Genomic DNA, 23,866 nt, shown 5'->3' on the forward strand with positions numbered 1-23,866 from the left:
AACGAAGATCGCGATGCGATAAAGGTCCTTTCTTTTACAAAGCCATTTCTGGCATTTTCTGATTACGGTTTCGGCCGTATCGTTTTCACTTTTCTTTACGCACTGACGCTGAAGGGCTGCTGCGAACTTTGCAACGCGGGTATGACCATTTGGAACATTTGGGCATCTTCCACGTTTGCATTGAAAGCAGAGGAGCGCGGCGTCACTTGTGTACGAGTGAAACGAGTACCAAGTGACGCGCGCGAAAACACGTCCTGAACGCGCATTTTCCGTGGCTTTTCTCCTTTCACTACAACGTGAAACGAAGTGAGAAGACGAACACAATTTTATCAACCCAGTGAAAAACGTAAAACGAAATCGTTTTATCACATTGTTAATTAAGGAATAGTTATGTAATGAGATACCGAATCGGCGGCATCATCGGAGGATGATGTCGGGGGCGACCTGGAAACAGGTACAGCGAAAACTGCGGTCAGTGTAGAACACTGATTTGACACCTCTCAAAACCTCAACACTCTGCACTTCCCTGGTGCTCAGGTACTCATTACGACGCAGGATGCGCGAACCCAAACCGTGTCGCCAGGGTAATGCGGGTGTCGTTTTCTGCCGTTTTCACGGAACGGCAGAAAACGACATCTGCCTGTAATGCTGTTTTACGTGATAAAACTGTTAAGGAGATATAGATGTCCAGGCGTGAAAAACTGTTAAAGCAGCAACTTGTCGCTGAAATCCGTAAAAGCGGAGGGAGCTTTAAAAAGCAGGATGACTATTCCAGAATTATGCACCGGTTTGCTGAGCGTCTCGCCGCGCTCAATATTCAGATAAACTCGGTATCACAACTCAAAGTCCGGCACATTGAGTTGTATATGAACAGCCGGGCATCTGATGATGTTTCCCGGCGAACCCGTCAGAATGAAATGTCGGCAATACGGGTAATGCTCCGTAATGCCGGTAAACACAAACTGGCTGACCCTTCACATGAACGACTGAATAATAAAAGTCTGGGTATTTCAGACACGAGTCGCATGGGCACAAAAAAATCTGTTTCTGACGAGCGCTACATTGAGATTCTTCAGAACATTGAGAAAAAAAATGAAGGCGTTGCCGTGGCGGTATGTCTGTCACGTTATATCGGACTGAGAAATGAAGAAGCTATTCAGTCAGCAAAATCGTTAAATACCTGGCAGAAGGCATTACAACGCGGCGATAAAACCTTGAAGGTTATTTTCGGAACCAAAGGGGGGCGTGCAAGGCTGACTACAATCGTCGACAGGGATAAAGTCCTGGATGCCGTTAACCGTGCCATTAAACACGCAGAAAAAAATAACGGTAAGATTATTGATAAACCCGATTTAAAATCCGCGATGGACTATTACAGAAATACGCTCCGGACAGAAATGACCGGGGGGCATGAGACACCACACAGCTTACGTTACAGTTACGCGGAAGATGCTTTCAGATATCACCTTGCCAGGGGTTTTTCGAAAGACGAATCACTTGCACTGACCTCGATGGACCTCGGGCATGGTGACGGACGAGGAACCTATATCAGAAATGTTTACTGCCAGTCCCTGATGGACTGATGATTAATCATGAGGTGTACTGTGAATAATTTACTCGTTATAAATTTCAGCATTTTATCTGCTGAGTATATTCACGGAATCAGCTTATCTGAAATACCACCTTCAGAAATCAGGATTACGTTTAGTTGTCTTTCACCGGTTAATGAAACGGATACGTTTGCGACAGTTAACCATTATTTTGATGACGGTATCGACTTCAGTTGCGCGACTGCCACTTCAGAAACAGGCTATATATTTATGGGTTCATTAAAGATGTGTAACCGCGACAGCATTGAAAACATTACGGCGGGTAAGTTTACCATTCCTCTTTCAGCGGTTTTAGCCACGTTGCTTAAAAACGGAACCTACCTGCAGCAGTGTGATCCCGATGCCATTATGGCAGACGCCTGGTTTGGGGATCGGTGCGAGACGGTGAAAGCGTCCTGGTAATCTTCATAAAATTCACTCCAGCGTTGTTGATTTGGACAGTGCGCTGGAGTACATTTTCCCTGCTAACCGTTGTCATCTCGACAACTGCCAATGTTCCGGTGATTTGAGAGGAACGCCTTCGGGTAATCACACGCCAATGTCATCATTACCTGAGAGATGACGCTTTCGGGCGGTAACAAATCTGTTTAACCTTTGAAAACAGAGACCCCTACGGTTAAGGTCCTTTTCTACTTCGCACCACACTCCCATACACCTGTTTTACTCATCTGGCATTTTGTGCCTGATTCTCACTCCTGAGGGATACTTTCCCTCCGGGACGGTTCCCTTTTTATTAAGGAATCGTACCCATGCATTACACCAGAATGATCAACCCTCTCACCTTACTGAACTGTGATTCGCCGGCTTCTGCAAAAATCATGGTGGATTACGTAAAAACTCAGCTTCACGTTCGTCTGGATTACAGACTCATGGTCGATGCAGATCCCCAGGTTCCTGCTGACAGCCTTCCGGACTACCTGACTTTTCTGAGACACGTCGCTTATACCGTTGGTTTTGCGGCTGAGCATGGCTACATCAGAGATGCCTTTATCGAAGAGGCAGTGAACGAACTTACTCTCCTCGGGACAAGTGTTAACAGTCGTCACTGGAATGCGGCTTTTCATGAGGGCGCTACCCGGTCTCGCGAGGATAAAGAGCTGGACAACGCTACAGAACAATTGCGCGCAATGTTTTATCAGAGCGCTGATGCTTCTGACATCGTCTGACCGCCTTATTAACCGAACCGTTTCTTACCCTAACGGGACTTCTGTCCCCGTCAGGGGCAGGGTTCCTCAATTCTTTAAGGAATCCTTTATGAACGCATTAACTCTTACCGAAGATTTTCAAATTAGTGCCGGCGAACGTAACGCTTACAAAGTCGCACTGGCCAGAGCTGAAGGTGACCTGCTGATTATTGCAGCGCATCGTCGCCTTGGTCTGAACACCAGTACCGATGAAGACGGTTTTCCATACTATGTCTGGGAAATGGCTGACGTTGCCCGGGACCTGGCTGAACTGTCTGTACGCGAACTCGTGCCGGCATCCTGGCAGTCTTTCTTTGAAAGCCTGTGCCAGATGGCCAGAGACATTGATGAAGCCGCCTGGACGTTTTTTTTCGGCAGTGCCGTGAAGGACGAAGAGGCTTTGATTGAAGAAGATAGCTGGTATGACTGAGGGGGGATATCTCAAAGCAACCAGCAACCTGTCAGCATCACAGCTGTCTGTTTTACCCTTGCGGGGATTTTCTCCCTGCGGAGACAAATCCTCCTTCCATCTGAAGAGGATTTGTCGATGAACATTCAGGCTTCTGAAATATCACTGCTGGTTAAGCACAACAGCGAAGAGTGGCACCGTATGTGGAACAGGCTTGCGGAGCACCCTTTTAACCGTTCTCTCAACGCCCCCGGGCAGACTCACCACGGCGGCGAAGACTGGGAGTACGTTGAAACACTGGAGCCACCATCCAGCGGAGCTGAAGGATGTTATCTTCATCACTTCAGACACCGCTGTCACCCTGTGGCAGGGAATGTGAGTGTTAACGTTTCTGCCAGCCGGCGCTTTACCCCGCAGGATTCGGGTAACGCTTACTACCACGATTTTGGTTAGTGATGAACCACCGGCCTGCGTCAGTTTCTGACAAAGGCTTTAACCCGCGCGGGGACAACCTCCCCGCAACAGCGGCGATGGTTTTCTCCGCGCTTAATCAGGAGAAAACCATGAGCAGTATAATGCTTTCACTTATCACCCGCCTTTCAGGCGCACTCAACCGGCTTGCCGGCAACCTGCAGCAACAACAGGCAGAGTGGTTTACCAACCGCAGCGGCCGCTGCAGCTTTAAGGCAGACGTCGTGCCGACAGAGAACGGGTTTACGCCCGTCATCTCCCGTCGCACCGGCTTCACTCAGCGTGACTGGCATATAGACCAGTTGCCTGGAACCGGTACGTACGCAACAGCCCGTAAGGCCCTCAGGGCCGGTCGGCTGATGGCGCAGCAGATGGCGGAACTTCGCTACCGCTTTGACTGATGTTAACTGAATGACACTTCCCGGAGGGACCTTCCCTCCCGGGGAGGTCACCTCCTTTTTAAGGAGCGCTTATGATCCGTTTTACATCAACTGAACTTCGCCCGCTGCTGACACAGAATCAGGGCAAAGGGCGTCCGCTGATACTTGAAAAGAATCTGGGGATTTATGTCCGTGTACCCGATGACAATGGCTGTGAGGAATGGCTGAAAGCCTGGGCTGCCGGCTGCAATCCCTCCTGGGATGCTGACTGGTCAGCACTAAGTGATGCCTTAATACCCGAGCCGGAGTTTTCTTTCAGCACCTTACTGGACCAGAGTATTTACGATGCCGTGCTTAACGAACATCACGATTTATACATGCAACCCGGCATTAATCAGCTGGCTAAATCGCTGACCATTTATAAAGAGACACAGCCGCCTCTGAAGGAATATTTACCGGTTGCGGATTACCGCGATCAGATTCAGTGGCTTTATGACCAGTCCCGCCAGCATCTTCGCGCCTGCGTGAACAATGCTGAACGACTCAGCTGGCGTTCGGAGACGCTTCATGTACTCGACAGGGTTATCCGCGTTGATTCTAAACGGGCTAAACCTGAAGACCGTAAGCGGTTTGAAAGTGCCGTACGGCGCGTCAAATCCGACATCGAATCTCTGAAGTCTGACGGCTCTTTCCGTCGTTACTGATTTATCCACTCACTGTGGAGTATTGTCCGCCACCGGGCAGATGCGCCGTTTTTTTAAGAGGCGCATCTCATGAAGAAAAAAACTGCCGGCCGCAAGGCCACAACGGAACAACAGACTGACCTTTATCAGCAGGTCACCGACAAAATCATCATCGCACTGGAAAGCGGCGTGCTGCCCTGGCGCCGGCCATGGCGCCGGGGGCAGAAGGACAATTGCCTGAGGCTGCCGGTTAATGCCCTCACGGGCAGAAACTACAGCGGCGTCAACGTGCCGCTGCTGTGGTTGGCCGCTCAAGAGGCGGGCTACGACACCGGTTGCTGGCTCACGTATCAGCAGGCAAAGGCTGCCGGCGGCCTGGTGAGAAAAGACGAGCGCAGCTCGCTGGCCATCATCTTTAAACCGTCTGAACGACATCCCCGCCAGGGGAGTCATGGTCAGGGCCCCGAATACGGGGAAACGCAGGTCCGAGTGCGGTCGCTGCAGCTGTTCAACGTTGCCCAGTGCGAAGGCCTGCCTGAAACGGTGTCTGCTCCGCCCAGTGCCCCGGATGCGTTGAGTGTCCAGCATCAGGTCCGTGAAATATTCAGTGCTACCGGAGTAATGGGAACTCATCATGGGCTCAACCGTTCCGACTACCTCAGCTGCATTGACACCATCGTGGTGCCTGACAAAGCATTTTTTCAGTCACCGCCGAACTACATGGCCACCGTACTGCATGAGCTTGTTCATGCTACCGGTCACGCCAGTCGTCTCAGCCGTGAGGGAATAACGTCTCATCTCAGCAGGTTTGATAACCCGGTGTATGCCCTGGAAGAACTCATTGCCGATACCGGCACTGCGTTTCTCTGCGCACAGCTGGGCATAGCCGGCAGGGTTCAGCATGACAGCTATGTTGATGAATGGCTGAAACTGCTCCGTAACGACAAAAAAGCGTTTTTCCGCGCCTGCCGGCTTGCCCGGGAAGCGTCGGAGTATCTGCTGAAGCTGCCGGGTGACACCCGGAACAAAGCAGCGTAATTAACCCCGGCGACGTCAGTCGCCATCATCCCCCTGAGGGCACTCTCCTCAGGGAGATGCCCTCTTTTTTAAACGTAAAAGAGGAGTACAACTATGTTTTCATGGTGCAAAAACCGTTTGGAAATCACCGGTAAGTCTGACTGCATCAATGTCATGCAGTCGTGGATTGCCGGAACCGAAGTGCCGCTTTACCGCCACGCCATACGGCAGGCCATAAAGCTGTTTCTCGCCGGCTGTGCCGGCATGCTCAAACCCGTCAAGGCAACGGAATACCGTGCTTATCCGGAGCTGGTTTCATCAGGCACCGGCGGCAGCACGTCACCAAACCAGGCGTTTCAGCATTTTCTGGAGCTGCTTGAGAAGGATGCCTGGCTTGACGGCACAACGCTCTCGCGAATGGACAAAATCTGGGTTCAGTCCGGCATCGGCGACATTAAGTGGGAGAGTATCCCTCATGCAGCCCGCCAGACCATCATCCGGCTGATGGCCGTTCACTACGCCGACTGGTTTGGCGTCGCCTCTGCGGGCGGTCAGTTTGACCCGCAGGAGCGCTGGGAGTGGCTCAGTATAAAACCGGACACGACCTGTCCGTGCGACATGCTGATGGTGATGCCGTCACGTCTGGCCACCGAACTAAACGGGGACAGCGGTCTGTTCAGTGGCCTCAGCACCACGTCAGAACTCTATACCCAGCTTTACGGGACGGAGTTTCCGGCGGGGCACCGGATGGAATGGAGTCGTGACGATATTGGTTCACTGAAGCTGACGTTCTCTTCTCCCTGGTATCCGCCGTCGGCGGAAGTCATGGGGCAGATGTCGGAGAAGTTTGACTGTGAAATTCGTCACTACTGGCTGTCTCCGGATGCTGGTACGTCGGGTTACCACTGTTTTGACCGCGGTGACCACGTCGACAGCGGTCCTTACCCGGAGGAGGACGTGCAGTATCCGGTGAGTGAAGGGGCCCGTCTGTATCAGTTCAGTGCTGAAGCAGGCGCACCGGCCACGCCGTCCGTTGCACACTACGCCGGCGTTCGCGCGTGACGTTACCAACCGACAGACCGGCATCTCAGGTCTGTCAGACAATGGCCACGGCATCTGCTGTGGCCGCTTTTTCACCCGGAGGGGGAACATCGTTTCCCTTACGGGGCGTGTTCCCCCTTTTTTACTGAGGAAACACGCATGAGTGTCCGCATCGACAATGAGAAAGAATTCATCTCCCTGTTCAACTCCATCGCCCGGGGCACCCGGCGTCTTCAGGTGTTTACCGACTTCATCAGCTGCAGCGTTATTGCACTTCAGAATGGCCTGCAGTTCTGTGATAAACGTGAAAAGAAATACATGGCCATCGTGGCCAGATACAAAAAAGAGGACGTTTCATCAATGGCCAGACTGCTGGCATACGTTGTGAACGGCCTGGAAGAAAAGCCCTGTGACTTTCTCGGGCGCATTTACATGCTGCTGGAGCTAGGTGACAAAGGTAAAGACCAGTATTTTACGCCCTGGAGCGTGGCGCTGATGATGGCGCAGATGCAGCCCGGCAGACCCGAAGAGCTGTTCAGGGACAAGCCGTTTATCACGTTTGCTGAGCCCGCCTGCGGTGCCGGTGCTATGACGCTCGCATTTGCCTGTGTGCTCCGGCAGGCCGGTTATTCTCCGCACCGCCATATGTGGGTATCGGTGACTGACATTGATCCACTGGCGGCTGGCATGGCCTATATCCAGCTTTCATTCTGCGGCATACCCGGTGAAGTTGTTATCGGGAATGCCTTATGTGACGAACGGCGACGGGTTCTGCTTACCCCGGTACATTACTGGGAGGGATGGTCAGGACGACTGCAGAAGCATGTTAAAAAACCCGAAGAGCGAAGTGAAGAGGCTGCTTGAGCAGAAACAAACTGCAGTCAGGTAATTAACTGAGAGGCTTTTATTTACAGACAAAAGGGGGCATTTGCCCCCTTTTTACTACTTAATAAAACGCTCCAGAAGCCACTTAAACAGCGAGCTTAAGGCGATTTTGCTGATCCAAATCAGCGGGATAAGATAGGGTTTTGGGTTTCCATTCCTATCAAAAATCAGGCTTTGCAGAGTCATATTGATTCCTCATGACTGCTTTACAGTGAGCCGAATCAGCCGCTTTTATTAAATACGAGCGAACGGCAAAATCGCGGTAGAAGCACTACTCAATGTACTGGCTGAAACGCAGAAGGTAGCCATCCGGATCATGCACAAGAAACTCTCGCTGGCACGCTATTTTTTTTCCGATGTTGTAGTGGTTATCACGAAGATCCCGGTACAGCGTTACGCCATGCGCATTTATGCGGTCGAATATCCGTTTAATGTCGTCCACTTCAATCTGAAAATTAACACCACGCCCCAGCGGCCAGGAGAGTTCTGCTGTGTTCCATCCGCCCGGATGAAACTGCTCAAGCATCAGTTGTGCCTCACCGAGGCTGATATAGGCAAAATCGGGCTCTGAGCGCCTTATCATGACATTAAAGCCAAGCACGTCACTATAGAAGTGCAGAGAGACGGAAAAATCCGTTACGGTGATCTCTGGAACCATGCGGTTCCAGTAGGTGTAGTTTGTATCAGTCATGTTTTTTCATCCCTTTTAACAGACGTAGCATACACCATATGCGTTGTGCGGGGGCGTGACTGAGGTGTCATGTTTAATGTGGCAGAACTACCCATGTCATCATGATTTTGACGTCCGCCTATTGTTCATAGCGGACCTTTCACCGGTTTTTTTATGTCTGGTCATGATAAATGATTTGCATCATAAACTGACGCTGCTTTTAATTTCAGAGGCATGTTTAGGGCAAACCGCGCCAGCAAGCAGCGCGGTTCGGCAATCAGAATTTAGACCAGCCTTCATTCTCATTCTTTATGAGGGCGTTTCCTTCAGTATCCAGTTTCTTCCTCGCGGGTGTAATAGGAACCTGAACAGATGACTTCGCGGCCTGATTACCAAGACTGAATACGGATACTGCCTGAATAAGCCTTTCGGCCTGATCTTTGAGACTAGCACCCGCTGCGGCAGACTCTTCGACCAGAGAGGCATTTTGCTGAGTCACTGTATCCATTTCGCTAACGGCCGTCCCGACCTGCTCTATGCCACGGCTCTGCTCTTCAGACGCGGTGGCTATTTCGTCCATGATCGTCGTTAAGCTTGTTATCGAGTCGACAATTTCTGCCATTGTTTTACCGGCATGTTCAACCTGAACAGAGCCGTTTTGTATGCGATTTGTTGATTTTTCAATAAGTCCTTTAATCTCTTTTGCCGCCATAGCACTTCTTTGTGCCAGACTTCTTACCTCTCCGGCAACAACCGCAAATCCACGCCCCTGTTCCCCGGCACGTGCAGCTTCAACAGCGGCATTGAGAGCGAGAATGTTTGTCTGGAAAGCAATTCCGTCTATAACGTTTACGATATCGGCAATCTCGTGCGAGCTACTGGTAATTTCACTCATTGTGTTGATCACATCATTGACCACGTCTCCGCCTTTTGAGGCACTGGATGACGCGTCTCGAGCCAGTTGGGATACTTGCCTCGCATTGTCTGCATTAAGACGGACAGTTGCCGTCAGTTGCTCCATACTGGCTGCAGTCTCTTCCAGTGATGCAGCCTGCTGTTCAGTGCGGGATGAAAGATCATCGCTGCCCGCAGAAATTTCGGTTGCACCACTATGAATGGCTTCAGCCCCCAGTCTTACTGCATTGACAGTTCGTATTAAAGCGCGCTGCATTTCCAGTATACTGGACGACAGCTGCGACATCTCATTCCGGCCTTCCGGCTTTATTTCATGCGACAGATCACCCGTTGCTATTTTATGCAGCTGATGCAGGCTGACATTGAGTGGCCTGATTAGCATCTGTCGTAGCGCTTTCCAGCTGAAAATAATTAACGCGATGATAAACAGCGTCGCTGTGCTGAGTGTCCACAGCATGAATTTGTGATTTTTGGCGTTTTCGTGGACCCCTTGTTCTGTGGCTTCAGCCAACAAAGTGCGCCACAATTCATAGCTTTTTTGCGTACTGACCTGGGCATCCTGGATTTTTAGTTGAGACAACGCTTCATACTTTTCTTGATTTACCAGTAGAAGGCCCTTTTTCAGTAATTCTGCAAAGGTCGTATAATTCTCATTCAGCGTCCTGATACTATTCACATCGACACCAGCTGTAGCAGGCAACGAGTTAAACCTGTCGAATGCTCGCTGTGACTGCGCCATCAGGTTGTCACTGTCTTTAAACAATGCCTTTACGAAAGCTTCATCCTGGTCTGACATTTTCACGTTTTGTCTGGCACGTACCAGAATACGGTTAAAATTAATGCGTATCTGAAGAAGACCTATCCATGCTTCAGTAAAATTCGTGCGTCGCTCATTGGCGTACTGAAAGTTATGAAAGTTATCTCTGTCAATATTGAGGCCGCGAAGTGACCAGGCCCCTGAGAAAATCTGCACGGCACCAAGCAGGCACAGTATAAAAAGCATGGCATTGACAATCTTTATACGATTCAACATAGATATTCCCTGTAAATTAGTTTTCGGGTATTACCGCACACGCAAAACTCAAAAAATGCTGTGCAACAAAACAGATGTCTCATTACGGCTCGGACATTTGAAACCACATTCATGCTGAGTATTCTTCTTAATTGATTTTTAAATCAAGCTCCACATATATTTATCGGCTAAACTCTCTGTAAAAATAAGTGAATTTTATTTAAGTTTTACCGGTAATCAAAATGGCATGTTACTGACCCGGTAAATTACAGGAATGCTTCAGAGGGATTAATGGTTAACTTGCTGAAAATAAATATAACCATGCAGAGGCTTTCAAGTGAGTTTTGCCTTCCGATGAATCTGTTTTTAATTTCCTTAAAATCAGAGATTTAACATGCTCATGCAGGCAGTGTAAATGCTGAGGTTTGGGCTGGAAAGAGTATGGGCAACGTACTGTAAACAGAGAATCTTTTACGGCTATGGTTCTAAATTGTCTCCTAATGCGCGAACCTTAAAGATGATTTGATAGTCAGAAAATACGCGCATTTTCTTACTCGCCTGTACGCTTTGTGCTGTGAGTTCAATGGGTCGATGCAACGCTAACCATTACTAATGCAACTCTACTAACGCACCAAGTTTCTATTTTTTCGAAGGATTTTCCATGCCCGTTAATAAAAATATTTTCTTGGTTTAATTTTTTGGCTTAAGACATTTAGGTAAAAATGACCTCGTTTATAGAAAGTTAACAAATACCCTTACCTTCGTCTTTCTTAAATCAATCTGAAACTTTCTTTCAAAACAACGTAGAAGAGGCCAACATTATCATCTTAAAATTTGCAAATTGGACTATTCAGATAGAATTAACTTGCTGTGAGTCCAGTTAACTGGCAGATCCATATCTGTTGTGATGATTAATGAACGCTATTACTAAAGGACGTAACTACCATGTCGATAACATTAACGCGTGATTAACACGTTTTAACTCAAGGAATTAACATGGCCGTTATCAACACAAATACACTGTCTCTGGTTACGCAGAATAATCTGACAAAGTCACAGTCTTCACTGGGTACTGCGATTGAGCGCCTGTCTTCTGGCCTGCGCATCAACAGCGCCAAAGACGATGCAGCCGGCGAAGCCATCGCCAACCGCTTCACTTCTAACATCAACGGTATGACCGTTGCCGCCCGTAACGCCAACGACGGTATCTCTCTGTCGCAGACCGCTGAAGGCGCGCTGACCGAAGTCAACAACAACCTGCAGCGCGTACGTGACCTGACCGTTCAGGCGCAGAACAGCTCTAACTCAGCGTCTGATATCGACTCGATCCAGGCCGAAGTGAACCAGCGCATGCAGGAAATCGACCGCGTCACCAAGCAGACTGACTTCAACGGCATCAAAGTCCTGAACACCGGATCCGGCAGCACCACCTACAATTTCCAGGTAGGCGCCAAAGATGGCCAGACAATCGGCATCACTCTGAGCTCAAGTGACGGTTTCGACCTGGCTGCAGCGGGCAATGCCTCAACAGGCACCACACAAAACACCAGTTCTACAACCGGTCAGACGGTTAACGGCAATGCGCGCAGCACTTCAGCCATCGGCTTCGACGTGCTGAAAGGCGCAGTCACAGGCGGTTCAGGCGGTACAGCATCCGGCACCACGCCTCTGGCCGACATTGATAAAGCTATCAAAGCGGTCGACAACCAGCGCAGCCTGCTGGGTGCGTCTCAGAACCGTTTTGAGTCCACCATCAGCAACCTGAACAACACTGTAACTAACCTGACCGCTGCCCGCAGCCGTATTCAGGATGCGGACTACGCGACCGAGGTGTCGAACATGTCCCGAGCACAGATTCTTCAGCAGGCAGGCTCTTCTGTACTGGCGCAGGCTAATCAGGTTCCACAGACCATGCTGTCATTGCTCCGCTAATAAGCGTCGGGGGCTGTATAATGCAGCCCCCACCTTAATGCTTCTTGAACAGTTTTTATTTACGCAAAACATCAGCTTTAATTGGCGTTACTTCCTGCCGAGCATCTCATTCTAAAATCTCAACGCCTGTACATTTCCATTTTCATGTAGAAACCGCGAAGTTCGTAGAGTTTCTTCATTTTCATCATATGCTCTGGTCATTTAACAACGGAACTCATGTCCCTGAATTTGAGACATAAAAAGCATCCTCAATAGGTAGCGCTTATTTAAGGCGCTACTCACTGATTCTGTAAAGATGGGCGGGCTTGAAATAAAGACTGCCTGCTTAACACAGCAATGATGCTTAAGTAAATTGCAGTCTTTCTCGAGCGACTTTTTTTACTTCATTAGGGTTTTGTTCTAAGGGAGGTCTGTTTTGTTACACAGCGCATGAAATTATTTATTATGGCTATTTTTCTTCCCGTGGTCATGAGATCAGAATCAAGCAGGTGATCAGTTCTTGTAATAAGCTCAATCACTTCAGGTTTTATCAGAAGCACCTGAACTTCTTCATACGACTGGATGAAATTTAGCCAGTTATTTGCGATAGTATCAGTGCTTGCATAATCACCCTTGCACAAACTGGCCATGATGAAATCCATATCTTCCTTAACAGCCTTTAAGGCTTACTTAACAGCCTTTAAGGCTTACTTAACAGCCTTTAAGGCTTACTTAACAACTGAGTGTTCATTATGTGACATATTTTGTCTCTTCTGCTCAAACACGAAACCTTCCACCATGCCGCTAAGGACGTGTACCTGCTCAGAGAAAGAGTGCGAGGCTGAAAAGGACTCTTCGACCATCATCACTTTATTCTCTATCACGCCGTCCATCTGGCTCACGGCTACGCCGACTTGTCATATCCCCTGCATCTGTTCTGAAGAAGCCAGCGAGAAAGTTCTCATCGCCTCAGCCAGTTCGCCTACCATGCCAACAACCTTCGGGATATTCTGTACTGTAGTTGAGGCCACGTTGATACCGCTTTGAATCTGCTCCAAAGTCTGTTCAGCCAGAATCTTGATGTCCTTTGCGGCATTCACGCTGTGATGGGCCAGTGCGCGAACTTCGGCGGCTACCACTGCAAAACCGTGCCCCTCTTTACCTGCCCCCATGCCGCTTCCACAGCAGCGTTTAGTGCCAGAATGTTGGTCTGAAATGTAATACTTTCAATCACGGATGTGATGTCATGGACCTTCTCTGCGTTCTCAAAGATTTCCTGAATAGTTGCTGACACAGAGCTTCCATCGCGGGCAAGCTGTACCACCTCGTGAGCGGAATCTGCAGTCTGCTGCGCTTCGACCGTGTTGTTTATCACCGTGGCGGTCTGTTCTTCGGCCCGTGATGACAGATCGGTGTTGCCACAGATTTCAACCAGCATAATTCTCAAGGCAGTCCCTGCATCATTGGCCAGCTTGGTTTTTTCAGGTTAATGTCGACGAGTTCATTGATACTATTACGGGCTTCAAACAGGTAATTTAATCACCCCCAGAAGTTATTAAAAAAAGGAACATTAAAAAATAAAAGCAAACTGAAAGTCGTGTAGATATTATCATTATACCCCCTATATTTATAGTCACTTTCCTTTATCGGTAAATGTCATTAAGACATGAGGTGAATTTTTTATAAAAAGCCTGGCACTCACACTTTTAAATTTTAATGGTGAGTTTGATTTTTTCTCTTCATGCATTTACGGATTTTATGATATTTGATTTATTGCAATCGAATAGCTCTGTCTTTTTTTACTGATTTTGAATTAATGTTCTTAATAATTTTAATCATGGACCTGCGAATTTCATAATTTGACTTAAGTTAGTCAAAAAAACTTTGTATCAGAAATCAAATCTTTAAAAAATAAGATACATCAGCACATGAGCCTAATTTAGACTGATGTTAAGATATTGGGATAGGTAAAAATTATTACTTATTTTAAATTTTTAGATAATAATTCCAATTATTGTTATTTTTTAAAAATAATGATCTGTTTTGGATTCCGGGTGTTAATATGTAAGCGTTTTAACAAAATGTGCTATCATCATTTTCATTCAAAAAAACTGAAAGTCATGACCCTAACTACGAGGAGATGTTTGATGATTGTTCCTTTTGATTTGAGGAGAGCGACTAATCAATCTTCCGACTCGACATCAAATGATGATGAAGATGCATCCGCTTTTATGGCGCTGATATCATCTCTTCAGGATAAACTAAAAACTGATCATTCAGTAAAGAAAGAGGGAAGACTTTTCCTTTTCAGTTCTCCTAAAACAGATGATTTTTCTCCTGACTTAATTGAATCTGCGTCAAACCCATGCGCCTACATCAATAGTCCTTATGGTGAAATAAATTTATGTGAAAATCCTTGTGGTGAGGTTTCGAATCATATCGAGGCTGATGTAATTAAATTTAGCTTTTGTAGTGAGGGAGGTAAAAATCAGGATTGCGACAACCCCAATGAGAACGTGATTCCTGAATATGTAAATCTCATGCCAGAAGACCAGGTCTCGTCGATGTCATGGATGATTTGTATTTCCACAAATTCAGTAAGTATAAAAGTCAGAAGATGATTCAGAAGCTATTTAATTATCATTTAAAAAATCCACTTACTTACTTTTAATTAAAAGCGCCATCTCCGGTGCTAAACTAATGAGGTTTGCATGCCCAGTATAAGTTCGCTCGGTGCCGGAACCAATCTTGATTTAAATGGCCTTTACGAAAAGCTTGAAAAAGCTGAGCAGCAACGCCTGAGCCCTATAGTAAAAAATCAGGTGTCGTATAAAGCTAAACTGACTTCATGGGCAATACTTCAGACCTCATTGCAGAAGTTACAGACAGCAACGAAAGCGCTGGAAAATTCGTCGTCACTTGCTTCCGGAAAAGTAACCACCTCAAACACTGCTTTTACTCCAACACTATCCAACAATACCAGTTCCGGTAGCTATGAAATTGACGTCTCTCAGCTTGCAAAGTCACAGATGTTAATTTCGAAAGCGGCTGACAGCAAAACAGCACAGTTGGGCGACAGTTCTCAGCAAAGCAGAACAATTACCATTACCCAGAAGGGTACCGACAAAAAGCTGGAAGTTACGCTAAATAAAAACCAGACAAGCCTTTCAGATATCAGAGATGCTATCAATAAGGCTCAGGGGGGGGTAAGCGCGAGCCTTATTAAAGCCGATAACGGCACATATTATCTTTCTCTGACCTCACGTGATACGGGAACAGGCAGCGCAATGACTGTTTCCAGTAATGACAAAAAACTTGAAGGCTATCTTGGCTACGACGGTAATGCCTCAAACTCTTCCAATGCAATGAGTCAGAAAGTTGCTCCAACGGACGCAGTTATCAGCGTGAATGGTGTCAAAATTACCCGCAGTAGTAACACCATCACTGATGCACCTGAAGGCGTAGTCCTTAAGCTTAATTCCGTCACTTCAAAACCTGAACTTCTGAAAATTGAGAAGGATAACAGTCAGATGGTGAAAGCTGTTCAGGACTTTGTGGACGCCTATAACTCCTTTCAGACTACTGTCGCTTCGCAGACAAAATTTACCGTGGCCAAAGCGGGGAGCTCACAACAAAACAGCGATAACGGCGCACTGGCAGGCGACAACGCATTACGTAATATCCATACGCGCATCCGAAGCCTTTTGTCTGTTCCTCAGACCGGTGGGGGATTGTCTCTGCTATCTCAAATCGGGATCACGCAGGACGTAAACGGTAAACTCACTGTTGACAGTAAAAAACTTGAGCAGGCGTTAAATGATAAACCGGAGAGTGTCACTAAACTGCTGTCAGGGGACGGCAAAAAAACCGGCTTCGCAACGCAGATGAATGATTTCCTCACCAAAGTCCTTGATACCAAAGGACCACTGAATACAGCTCAGGACGGTATAAATTCGTCTCTACGCCAGCTCGATAAGCAGGCCAGTGCAGTCAATTTGAGTATTGCTTCTAACCTGGCACGCTACAAAGCGCAGTTTACCAAACTGAGCAGCCTTGTATCTGCCATGAATAATACCTCGATTTATCTCTCCAGCCAGTTTGCAAAATTGTGAGAAACAAAGTTGTTCAGTTTCTCTATCCAAATGTAAGTATTCATAAAAGCGTGTGCGTTGGGTTGTTTTTATCGGTCAATGATTCGGGCTATATACCGTCTCAGGTCAGCCCCCTTAATGGAGAATAATGATGAGTATTGCTGTAGGAATTAATGAAAATCTGAAACCCTCTGTACTCACCACTAAGGGAAACTCAGACAAAGGGAATGATGCGCAGTCGCTGCAGAACAATTTCCTGACCATGCTGGTTACGCAACTCAAGAATCAGGATCCCACCAATCCCATGCAGAACAGCCAGCTCACGACTCAACTGGCGCAGATCAGCACGCTGAGCGGAATCGAGAAACTCAACTCCACCCTGGGTTCGATTTCACGCCAGATAAGCAGTTCTCAGTCACTCCAGAGTTCGATGCTGGTAGGTCATGGCGTTATGGTTAATGGCTCTCAAATCCTGGTGGGTAAGAAAGTGACCACTCCGTTCGGTGTTGATCTGTCAGGTGCATCGAACTCAACCCTGTTTACCATCAAAGATTCACGTGGACAGATTGTCCGTACCATTGATGCCGGCCCCCTGAAAGAAGGCATTCATACATTCACCTGGGATGGGACTATGCAGGATGGCAAACCTGCTCCCGACGGTAAATATTCTTTTTCCGTCTCTGCTGCCAAAGGAACCACTGCTGTTGCAGCCAGACCACTTAACTATGCCTGGGTTAACGGAGTTAGCACGGTTAACAACACAGTGATGCTGGATTTGGGGACGCAGGGATACGTCAACCTGAATGACATCCGGAAAATTTGCTGATTATGGCTGCCGGCAGGTAAAGGACTGCCGGGTTTTATCAGGTGCTGTATGTTGGAAACATCATAATACTGACGGGGCGGGCAGGAAAATGACAAAAATAATAAATTCGGCCATGAGCGGTCTTCTGGCCGCACAGGCTGCGCTGAATAATACCAGTAACAATATAAGTAATTATACTGTGTCGGGATACTCCAGGCGAACACTTCTGTTAGCTGAAGCGAATACAACCCTCAACGGTAATGCTAATTACGGTAACGGTGTCACCATCTCAGGAGTACAGAGGGAATATGATGCCTTCATCATTTCACAGCTCCGGGATACATCAGCCGCATACAATGCTGCTAACACTCAGCACTCTCAGATTTCCCGCATAGACGATTTACTGTCCCGTACAGCTGGAAATCTCTCCTCTTCTTTACAGATTTTTTTCGCAAATGTGCAGAACGTTGTCAGCAATGCTGGTGATCCGGCTGCGCGTCAGTCCCTGCTGAGTAATGCCCACAGTCTGGTGAACCAGTTTCGGGTCACAGGGCAGTACCTTTCCGGATTACAGGACAACGTTAATGCTGATATTACCGCTCAAGTTAATCAGATAAACACCCTCACCAGCCAGGTTGCAAACCTTAATGTTCAGATTTCGAAACTCTCGACGTCAGGCGGGGCAAAACCCAACAATCTGCTCGATCAACGTGACCAGTTAGTGAATACGCTCAACAACCTTATTGGTGTAAAAGTTTCTCAACAGGATGGAAAGTATAATGTGTCTACGGTCAGCGGCCTTTCCCTGATTAACGGTAACAGTGATAATTCCCTGGTGGCTATGCCATCAGAAAGCGATCCCAGCCGTATCTCAGTGGGTTATGTCGATAAACAGGCCGGAAAGGTTCTGATTCCTGAGTCTCAGTTGGGTATGGGCTCCTTAGGAGGGCTTCTGAATTTCCGGAATCAGGATCTTGATCTCGCGCAAAACCAATTGGGTCAGCTGGCTGCGGTCTTTACCTCCCGTTTTAACACCATCCATAAACAGGGCTTTGACAGTAAGGGGAACCCCGGCAGTGATTTCTTCACAATCGGTAACCCGACCACTCAGGGCAACAGCAAAAATACTTCTTCAGCGACACTGACAGCCACCTGGAACAACTCTGGCGCACTGAAAGCTTCGAATTACACGGTCAGCTATGATGGCAATAAATGGACCGCAATTCGTGCCTCGGATAATGCGAAGATAAACCTGGCCCCCGTTACGTCAGACGGCAAGACTACATTCAATCTGGACGGGTTGACCCTGACCGTTAGTGGCAATCCTGATGCCAGAGACAGCTTTCTTGTTAAACCATTACAGAATGTAGTGAGCAGGATGTCGGTGGCGATCACAAATGAATCGCAGATAGCAGCGGCGGGAGCAAAAGTGGGGGAAAGCGACAACCGGAATGCCCAAAAATTACTGGCAATTCAGGATGCCCGCTTAGTTAACGGAAATTCTACTCTTTCTCAGGCTTATGCTGGTATGTTGAGTGAAACAGGTAATAAAACCAAATCACTTGAAACATCTGCCAAGACTGAAAAAAACGTAATGACTCAGCTTATAAAACGTCAGCAGTCTGTGTCCGGTGTGAACCTCGACGAGGAGTACGCAAACCTGACACGATACCAGCAGTATTACATGGCAAACGCGCAGGTCCTGAAAACCGCCAGCAGCCTGTTTGATGCTCTGCTCAGTATACGCTGAATTTGAAAATTTCGCAGGAGCGGTCCCGAATGTCACTACACTGGTTGAGCGCCCATTATACCTCACGGGCTGCCTCAAGGTTTAATGTTAAAGGAATCGTTACAGGCTCTGGAAAGAGGGCAGAGGCAAGTCAGTTCCACCGGTTAAAGTTTTATAATTAAATAAAGAGGGAAGATCTATGTCAACAGCAAAAATGGTTATGGCGAGCATGATGATGGTTATGGCTGTTTCGTCTGTAGCATCAGAAAAAGTCACAGAGATTGAGGGAAAACAGGGTAAAGAAGTCAGTTTCTCTGTTGAAAGTAATCCCACTACCGGTTACAGCTGGATGATTAAGAGGCTACCGGAACAACTGATGCTTGTGTCCAGTAGTTATGAGCAGTCTGCAGACTGTAAAAAAGGGGCTGTGGGATGTTCAGGTAAAGAGACGTTCACTTTTATCGCACAGAAACCCGGTAAAGGTGAACTGAATCTGATACACGGACAGGCTTTTGACAAGAGCTCCTGGAAAGAGACCATCGTAAAAGTAAATATAAATTAAACAAAGTGGCGGGCCGGGAAATATTGGTGACGAAGGTCCGTTGCATTAAGCGATAAGTCAGACATGTAAACTTACTGAGGGCCTGCACGGGTTACTTTGCGAGCCAAGTGCTTATTATATTCAGGGCATACACTGAGCACATTACAGTTAAGCCAGGCGTTCAGGCCGATGGCTGCCAGAGCTCTCATGTAGTTCACCCTTCTGTAAGAACATGCTCATGACATGCAGGCGATGAGTTATCTCAACAGCGCCACGCTTAATCTGAACACTGCGTGTGAAATGAATCCAGAAATGTTGTGCCATCGAAAAGCAAATACTGCTTCAGCTTAAGCTGAATGGCAAGAAAGGCGATTCCCACTTTAAACCAGATCAAGCTTTTTCTGGCTGATGACACAGAGCCAATTTGATACGAAGTAATGACAAGGGAAATTATGTATCTTTTAAAAACCACAAAAGCAGTAAACCGCCGGCCCGGCGTTGCGCTCTGGGCTGGGTTGTTGGGTGGAAATATTGCAAGCTTCGTTAAGTGGGGTACAGAGATACCGTTACCCCCTCGCACGCCTGATCGTGCCATTCCACCGGCAGAAATATTGCAGGTATGGGGATCACTGTCAGCCGTCTGACTTATGAATATTCCGGTCATGTAATTAATTGGGGTGTTGCAGGTGTACATCATCTGTTTTCTTTGATTTTTGCATTGTTTTACTGCCTTGTTGCTGAATATTTACCAGGCATAAAACTTTGGCAGGGAGTGGCATTTGCCCTTGTAGTTACGGCAGGTTTTCATGGTGTTTTACTTCCGCTGGCGGGCTGGGCTCCGCCGGTGTGGAAACTGCCGCCTGCCGAGATTTTCTCCGAGACGCTCGGGCACATTCTCTGGATGTGGACAATTGAAGTATTCAGGCGCGATATCCGCAGTCGCCTGACGGGAAGATCTGACGCGGAATTTACGAACGCATAGACTGGCGTATTTATATTCGCCAGAGGCACGTATACCCGTATGGTATACGTGCCGGACAGCCCTTATCTGCGTGGTTCTGCCCCCCGGACAGCCCTTTGCCGGCTTCGCTGACTTTAACCGGCTGGTGCATCACCAGATTAGCCGCGGTGACATACAGCCACTTTCTACTGTCTGTCCCTTTACACAGCGCCAGGTTGCCGGTGTCTGAATTGTCACTTGAATCGCCACGGATAATCTAGATGACTTCTAAGTCGTTGATAATAATATTTTTAATATTCTGTCGGTGACATCTGTTCGCCCGAACCATGCCGACGTTTACTGTTATAAAACATTTCGATGTAATCAAAAATATCACTGCGGGCTTCTTCCCGCGTTCCGTAGATTTTTTTCTTTATCCATTCGCGTTTCAGCAACTGGAAAAAGCTTTCTGCAACCGCATTATCGTGGCAGTTACCGCGACGGCTCATGATGCCTTCCAGGCCGTGTGATTTCAGGAACGACTGCCGCCCATGGCTTGTGTACTGGCTGCCCTGATCCGAGTGAACCAGCACCTTTTTTTGAGGATTACGCCGCCATACAGCCATCAGCAATGCGTTCAGGACAATGTCCTTTGTCATCCGGGATTGCATTGACCAGCAAATAATTTTGCGTGAGAACAGATCAACTACCACAGCAGGATAAAGCCAGCCTTCGTGGGTCCTGATGTAAGTTATGTCCGTTACCCAACGCTCATCCGGAGCATCCGGATTGAACTGTCGCCGGAGCCTGTTGGACGACACGATACTGGCCTCGCCTTTATGTGCCCGCGGGATCCGGTAGCCGAGCTGAGCCTTTATTCCGGCACGTTTCATCAGTCGCCAGACTCTGTTGACTCCGCACTGTTGCCCGCTGTCCCGCAGATCCAGATGGATTTTGCGATAACCTCAGACACATCCCGATTCCAGCCAGAACTGTTTAATCTGTCCTGTCAGTCTCAGGTCTGCCTGATGGCGTTGTGAATGCGGCTGCTGAAGCCAGGCGTAAAAGCCACTGGGATGCACATCCAGAACCCGACAGAGCAGACGAACAGGCCAGCAACAGGTGTGTTATCACGGATAAAGGCGTACCTCAGTCGGACAGCTTTGCGGAGTACGCCGCGGTTTTTTTTAATATGTCCCGTTCGTCGGTAACCCGCTTCAGCTCTTTCTGGAGACGGCGGATCCCGGACCCATTCGCGCAGTGGCGCCACAGTCAGTTCTTTTTTGGCAGCATATCCTGCATCATGGCCTTGTCGGGGCTCAGATCGGCAACCCGCTTCATCAGCCTGAGATTCTCTTCCTCAGGCTGTCGCATGTCCTTCAGTTCAGATGGAGAAATCCCGCCGTACTTCCTTCGCCATGTACAGAATGTGGCATCGGAGATACCCAGCCTGCGACAGACCTCCGGTACTGATGTACCCGGTTCAGCCTGCCTGAGGGCAAAGGCAATCTGTTCTTCAGTGAATCGTGACTTTTCATCGGCTCAACCTCCGCCAGGGGGAAGTATTAATCATGCCGGAATTCTGTTTCTGAACGGAGCAGGATCTTGGGGCAGGGTCAATCAGATATAAACTGCCACTGAGAATCCTCATCCTGTGGGCACGTCCTGTAAGGCATCCTGGCGATGAAGCGTGAAAATGTCCCTTTCACGGTGGCAGCCATCGCTCGCAGCTGATAAGTCCGGACAGGCCGGTTCTGATATCCGGGGGTATTACAGCCTTCATGCAGAAACGTTGATCTCATCGCTTATTCGTTTATAGTTAAGCACCAGCTCTGATAAGAGCTGGTTTCGTTGCCGGCACACACCATGCGTTCCAGCTGGCTTATTTCAGTCCTGAAGGTGACCTGTTGCCGTAAAGGAGAATTTTAAAAATCATGCGTCTTACGCCACCCTGAGTCGTAACCCTCCCCGTCGCACTGAGTAATCTCAGTCGCGCATCCTTAAACATCCCGTCTGCGGATGTGCTTTTTCGCACCTGAAATTTTTGCCCTCACGGGCTGACTGTATTCAAAATCTGAGAAATTATTATGCTGCTGTCCTCGACGCGTAAGGACTGGCTCGGTAACGTCCGTGGTGACGTCCTTGCCGGTATTGTTGTCGCGCTCGCGCTGATTCCCGAAGCGATCGCTTTTTCCATCATTGCCGGAGTCGACCCACAAGTCGGCCTCTACTCGGCGTTCTGCATTCCCGTGGTGATGGCCATCTTTGGCGGACGCCCGGCCATGATATCCTCGGCAACCGGCGCCATGGCGCTGCTGATGATCACTCTGGTCAAAGACCACGGCCTGCAGTATCTGCTGGCGGCAACAGTGCTTACCGGCCTGCTGCAAATTATCGCCGGTTACCTGGAGCTGGGCACTCTCATGCGCTTCGTTTCGCGCTCGGTTGTGACGGGCTTCGTTAACGCGCTCGCCATCCTGATATTCATGGCGCAGTTGCCTGAACTGACCAACGTCACCTGGCATGTCTATGCGTTAACCGCCGCAGGCCTCGCCATCATCTACCTTTTTCCGTATCTCAATAAAACCCTCCCCTCGCCGCTGGTCTGTATCGTGGTGCTGACGGCCATCTCCATGTATCTGCATCTGGACGTGCGCACCGTGGGTGATATGGGCAAACTGCCCGACAGCCTGCCGGTGTTCCTTATTCCGGACATTCCGCTGAACCTGGATACGCTGCTGATTATCCTGCCTTACTCTGCCGGCCTCGCCGTGGTGGGGCTGCTGGAGTCAATGATGACCGCGACCATCGTCGATGATATGACGGATACACCCAGCGACAAAAACCGTGAGTGCAAAGCGCAGGGTATCGCTAACGTCTGCACGGCGTTTATCGGTGGCATGGCGGGCTGCGCCATGATTGGTCAGTCCGTGATTAACGTAAAATCCGGCGGCCGCGGGCGACTTTCCACCCTCACTGCCGGTGTGGTGCTGCTGTGTCTGATCATCTTTCTGCGCAGCTGGGTATCACAGATTCCCATGGCGGCCCTGGTTGCGGTGATGATTATGGTATCGATCGGCACCTTCTCCTGGCGCTCCATTACGGATCTGCGTCGCCATCCGCTTTCGACCAGCGTGGTGATGCTGGCAACGGTGGTCATGGTGGTGGCGACCGACAACCTGGCGTTTGGCGTGCTGACCGGCGTGCTGATTGCCTCATTAAATTTTGCCACCAAAGTGGCGAGATTTATGACGGTCGAATCAGTCCTTGAGGACGGTGTCCGGACCTACACCGTAACCGGGCAGGTCTTTTTCGCCTCAGCGAGTCGTTTCATGAACTGTTTTGACTTCCGCGAAGCTACTGAGCGCGTGGTTATTGATGTCACCCACGCTCACTTCTGGGACATAACCTCCGTCAGCGCGCTGGATAAAGCCGTGATTAAATTCCGGCGCGAAGGCTCTGCGGTGGAAATACGCGGCATGAATGATGCCACCTGCACGATCGTCGACCGGTTTGGCGTGCATGACAAGCCGGAAGAAGTGGAAAAACTCATGGGCGGACACTAACCGAAA

At 48.6% G+C, this 23,866-nt stretch carries 21 protein-coding genes and 3 pseudogenes; 18 read left to right on the top strand and 6 right to left on the bottom strand.

All coding sequences use genetic code 11. The features are described from left to right. Nucleotides 1-683: 683 nt before the first annotated feature. The 10 genes from NYE92_RS10960 (at nucleotide 684) to NYE92_RS11005 (ending at nucleotide 7,659) form a co-directional block, all read left to right on the top strand. Nucleotides 684-1,583, top strand: coding sequence for an integrase domain-containing protein (locus NYE92_RS10960; RefSeq protein WP_259018969.1), 900 nt, complete (start codon nucleotides 684-686; stop codon nucleotides 1,581-1,583). A 21-nt stretch (nucleotides 1,584-1,604) separates the two neighbouring features. Beyond that, nucleotides 1,605-2,012 (top strand): hypothetical protein, encoded by a 408-nt coding sequence (locus NYE92_RS10965; protein WP_259018970.1) that lies wholly within the window; start codon nucleotides 1,605-1,607, stop codon nucleotides 2,010-2,012. 347 nt (nucleotides 2,013-2,359) lie between these two features. Next, entirely contained in the window at nucleotides 2,360-2,776 is a 417-nt protein-coding gene (locus NYE92_RS10970) for a hypothetical protein (protein WP_259018971.1), read from the top strand. A gap of 88 nt (nucleotides 2,777-2,864) precedes the next feature. After that, complete coding sequence (locus NYE92_RS10975) at nucleotides 2,865-3,224, top strand: hypothetical protein (protein ID WP_024472597.1); 360 nt, start codon at nucleotides 2,865-2,867, stop codon at nucleotides 3,222-3,224. Between the two features lie 117 nt (nucleotides 3,225-3,341). Then, entirely contained in the window at nucleotides 3,342-3,656 is a 315-nt protein-coding gene (locus NYE92_RS10980) for a hypothetical protein (RefSeq protein ID WP_259018972.1), read from the top strand. Nucleotides 3,657-3,766: 110 nt separating this feature from the next. Beyond that, the gene (locus NYE92_RS10985; RefSeq protein WP_058706067.1) at nucleotides 3,767-4,075 is read left to right on the top strand and encodes a hypothetical protein; all 309 of its coding nucleotides are present in this window, start codon (nucleotides 3,767-3,769) and stop codon (nucleotides 4,073-4,075) included. A gap of 71 nt (nucleotides 4,076-4,146) precedes the next feature. Beyond that, nucleotides 4,147-4,758, top strand: coding sequence for a hypothetical protein (locus tag NYE92_RS10990; RefSeq protein ID WP_259018974.1), 612 nt, complete (start codon nucleotides 4,147-4,149; stop codon nucleotides 4,756-4,758). 69 nt (nucleotides 4,759-4,827) lie between these two features. Further along, on the top strand, nucleotides 4,828-5,775 hold the full coding sequence (locus tag NYE92_RS10995) for an ArdC family protein (protein WP_259018975.1): 948 nt from the start codon (nucleotides 4,828-4,830) through the stop codon (nucleotides 5,773-5,775). A gap of 93 nt (nucleotides 5,776-5,868) precedes the next feature. After that, complete coding sequence (locus NYE92_RS11000; protein ID WP_259018976.1) at nucleotides 5,869-6,816, top strand: DUF1281 domain-containing protein; 948 nt, start codon at nucleotides 5,869-5,871, stop codon at nucleotides 6,814-6,816. 138 nt (nucleotides 6,817-6,954) lie between these two features. Continuing rightward, complete coding sequence (locus NYE92_RS11005) at nucleotides 6,955-7,659, top strand: SAM-dependent DNA methyltransferase (protein WP_259018977.1); 705 nt, start codon at nucleotides 6,955-6,957, stop codon at nucleotides 7,657-7,659. Between the two features lie 292 nt (nucleotides 7,660-7,951). On the opposite strand, the gene NYE92_RS11010 is transcribed toward NYE92_RS11005, so the two are convergent. Continuing rightward, a complete protein-coding gene (locus NYE92_RS11010) occupies nucleotides 7,952-8,371 on the bottom strand; it encodes a VOC family protein (RefSeq protein ID WP_259018978.1) in 420 nt (139 codons plus the stop codon). 256 nt (nucleotides 8,372-8,627) lie between these two features. Further along, nucleotides 8,628-10,298: a methyl-accepting chemotaxis protein gene (locus NYE92_RS11015; RefSeq protein WP_259018979.1), complete on the bottom strand. Its 1,671-nt coding sequence runs from the start codon at nucleotides 10,296-10,298 to the stop codon at nucleotides 8,628-8,630. A 975-nt stretch (nucleotides 10,299-11,273) separates the two neighbouring features. On the opposite strand from NYE92_RS11015, the gene NYE92_RS11020 reads away from it, so the two are divergent. Further along, a complete protein-coding gene (locus NYE92_RS11020) occupies nucleotides 11,274-12,209 on the top strand; it encodes a flagellin (protein WP_247102165.1) in 936 nt (311 codons plus the stop codon). 386 nt (nucleotides 12,210-12,595) lie between these two features. Here the strand turns inward: NYE92_RS11020 and NYE92_RS11025 are convergent, their stop codons facing one another. Together NYE92_RS11025 and NYE92_RS11030 are read right to left on the bottom strand one after the other, a co-directional pair. Beyond that, on the bottom strand, nucleotides 12,596-12,850 hold the full coding sequence (locus NYE92_RS11025; RefSeq protein WP_259018980.1) for a hypothetical protein: 255 nt from the start codon (nucleotides 12,848-12,850) through the stop codon (nucleotides 12,596-12,598). 66 nt (nucleotides 12,851-12,916) lie between these two features. Next, nucleotides 12,917-13,608: pseudogene (locus NYE92_RS11030) on the bottom strand (methyl-accepting chemotaxis protein); the annotation flags it as partial. A gap of 727 nt (nucleotides 13,609-14,335) precedes the next feature. Here NYE92_RS11030 and NYE92_RS11035 point away from each other — a divergent pair. The 6 genes from NYE92_RS11035 to NYE92_RS11060 all read left to right on the top strand — a co-directional run bounded on the left by NYE92_RS11035 (nucleotide 14,336) and on the right by NYE92_RS11060 (nucleotide 20,336). Further along, nucleotides 14,336-14,809, top strand: coding sequence for a hypothetical protein (locus NYE92_RS11035; protein WP_259018981.1), 474 nt, complete (start codon nucleotides 14,336-14,338; stop codon nucleotides 14,807-14,809). A 90-nt stretch (nucleotides 14,810-14,899) separates the two neighbouring features. Continuing rightward, nucleotides 14,900-16,300, top strand: a complete 1,401-nt coding sequence (gene fliD, locus NYE92_RS11040; RefSeq protein ID WP_259018982.1) for a flagellar filament capping protein FliD — start codon at nucleotides 14,900-14,902, stop codon at nucleotides 16,298-16,300. Between the two features lie 130 nt (nucleotides 16,301-16,430). After that, complete coding sequence (flgD, locus tag NYE92_RS11045; RefSeq protein WP_259019500.1) at nucleotides 16,431-17,105, top strand: flagellar hook assembly protein FlgD; 675 nt, start codon at nucleotides 16,431-16,433, stop codon at nucleotides 17,103-17,105. A gap of 88 nt (nucleotides 17,106-17,193) precedes the next feature. Beyond that, nucleotides 17,194-18,834 carry a flagellar hook-associated protein FlgK gene (gene flgK, locus NYE92_RS11050; RefSeq protein ID WP_259019501.1) on the top strand — a complete coding sequence of 547 codons (1,641 nt, stop codon included), beginning with the start codon at nucleotides 17,194-17,196 and terminating at the stop codon, nucleotides 18,832-18,834. Between the two features lie 178 nt (nucleotides 18,835-19,012). Then, complete coding sequence (locus NYE92_RS11055) at nucleotides 19,013-19,375, top strand: protease inhibitor I42 family protein (RefSeq protein ID WP_259018983.1); 363 nt, start codon at nucleotides 19,013-19,015, stop codon at nucleotides 19,373-19,375. Nucleotides 19,376-19,973: 598 nt separating this feature from the next. Further along, nucleotides 19,974-20,336, top strand: coding sequence for a DUF1440 domain-containing protein (locus NYE92_RS11060; protein ID WP_409035020.1), 363 nt, complete (start codon nucleotides 19,974-19,976; stop codon nucleotides 20,334-20,336). Between the two features lie 269 nt (nucleotides 20,337-20,605). Here NYE92_RS11060 and NYE92_RS11065 read toward each other — a convergent pair. Further along, a pseudogene (locus tag NYE92_RS11065) lies at nucleotides 20,606-21,536 on the bottom strand (IS3 family transposase); the annotation flags it as partial. A 36-nt stretch (nucleotides 21,537-21,572) separates the two neighbouring features. After that, nucleotides 21,573-21,830: pseudogene (locus NYE92_RS11070) on the bottom strand (transposase); the annotation flags it as partial. Nucleotides 21,831-22,381: 551 nt separating this feature from the next. On the opposite strand from NYE92_RS11070, the gene NYE92_RS11075 reads away from it, so the two are divergent. After that, complete coding sequence (locus NYE92_RS11075) at nucleotides 22,382-23,860, top strand: SulP family inorganic anion transporter (RefSeq protein WP_259018984.1); 1,479 nt, start codon at nucleotides 22,382-22,384, stop codon at nucleotides 23,858-23,860. Nucleotides 23,861-23,866 lie beyond the last annotated feature (6 nt).

This window comes from Pantoea sp. B566, from assembly GCF_024793925.1.
Lineage (GTDB): Bacteria > Pseudomonadota > Gammaproteobacteria > Enterobacterales > Enterobacteriaceae > Pantoea > Pantoea ananatis.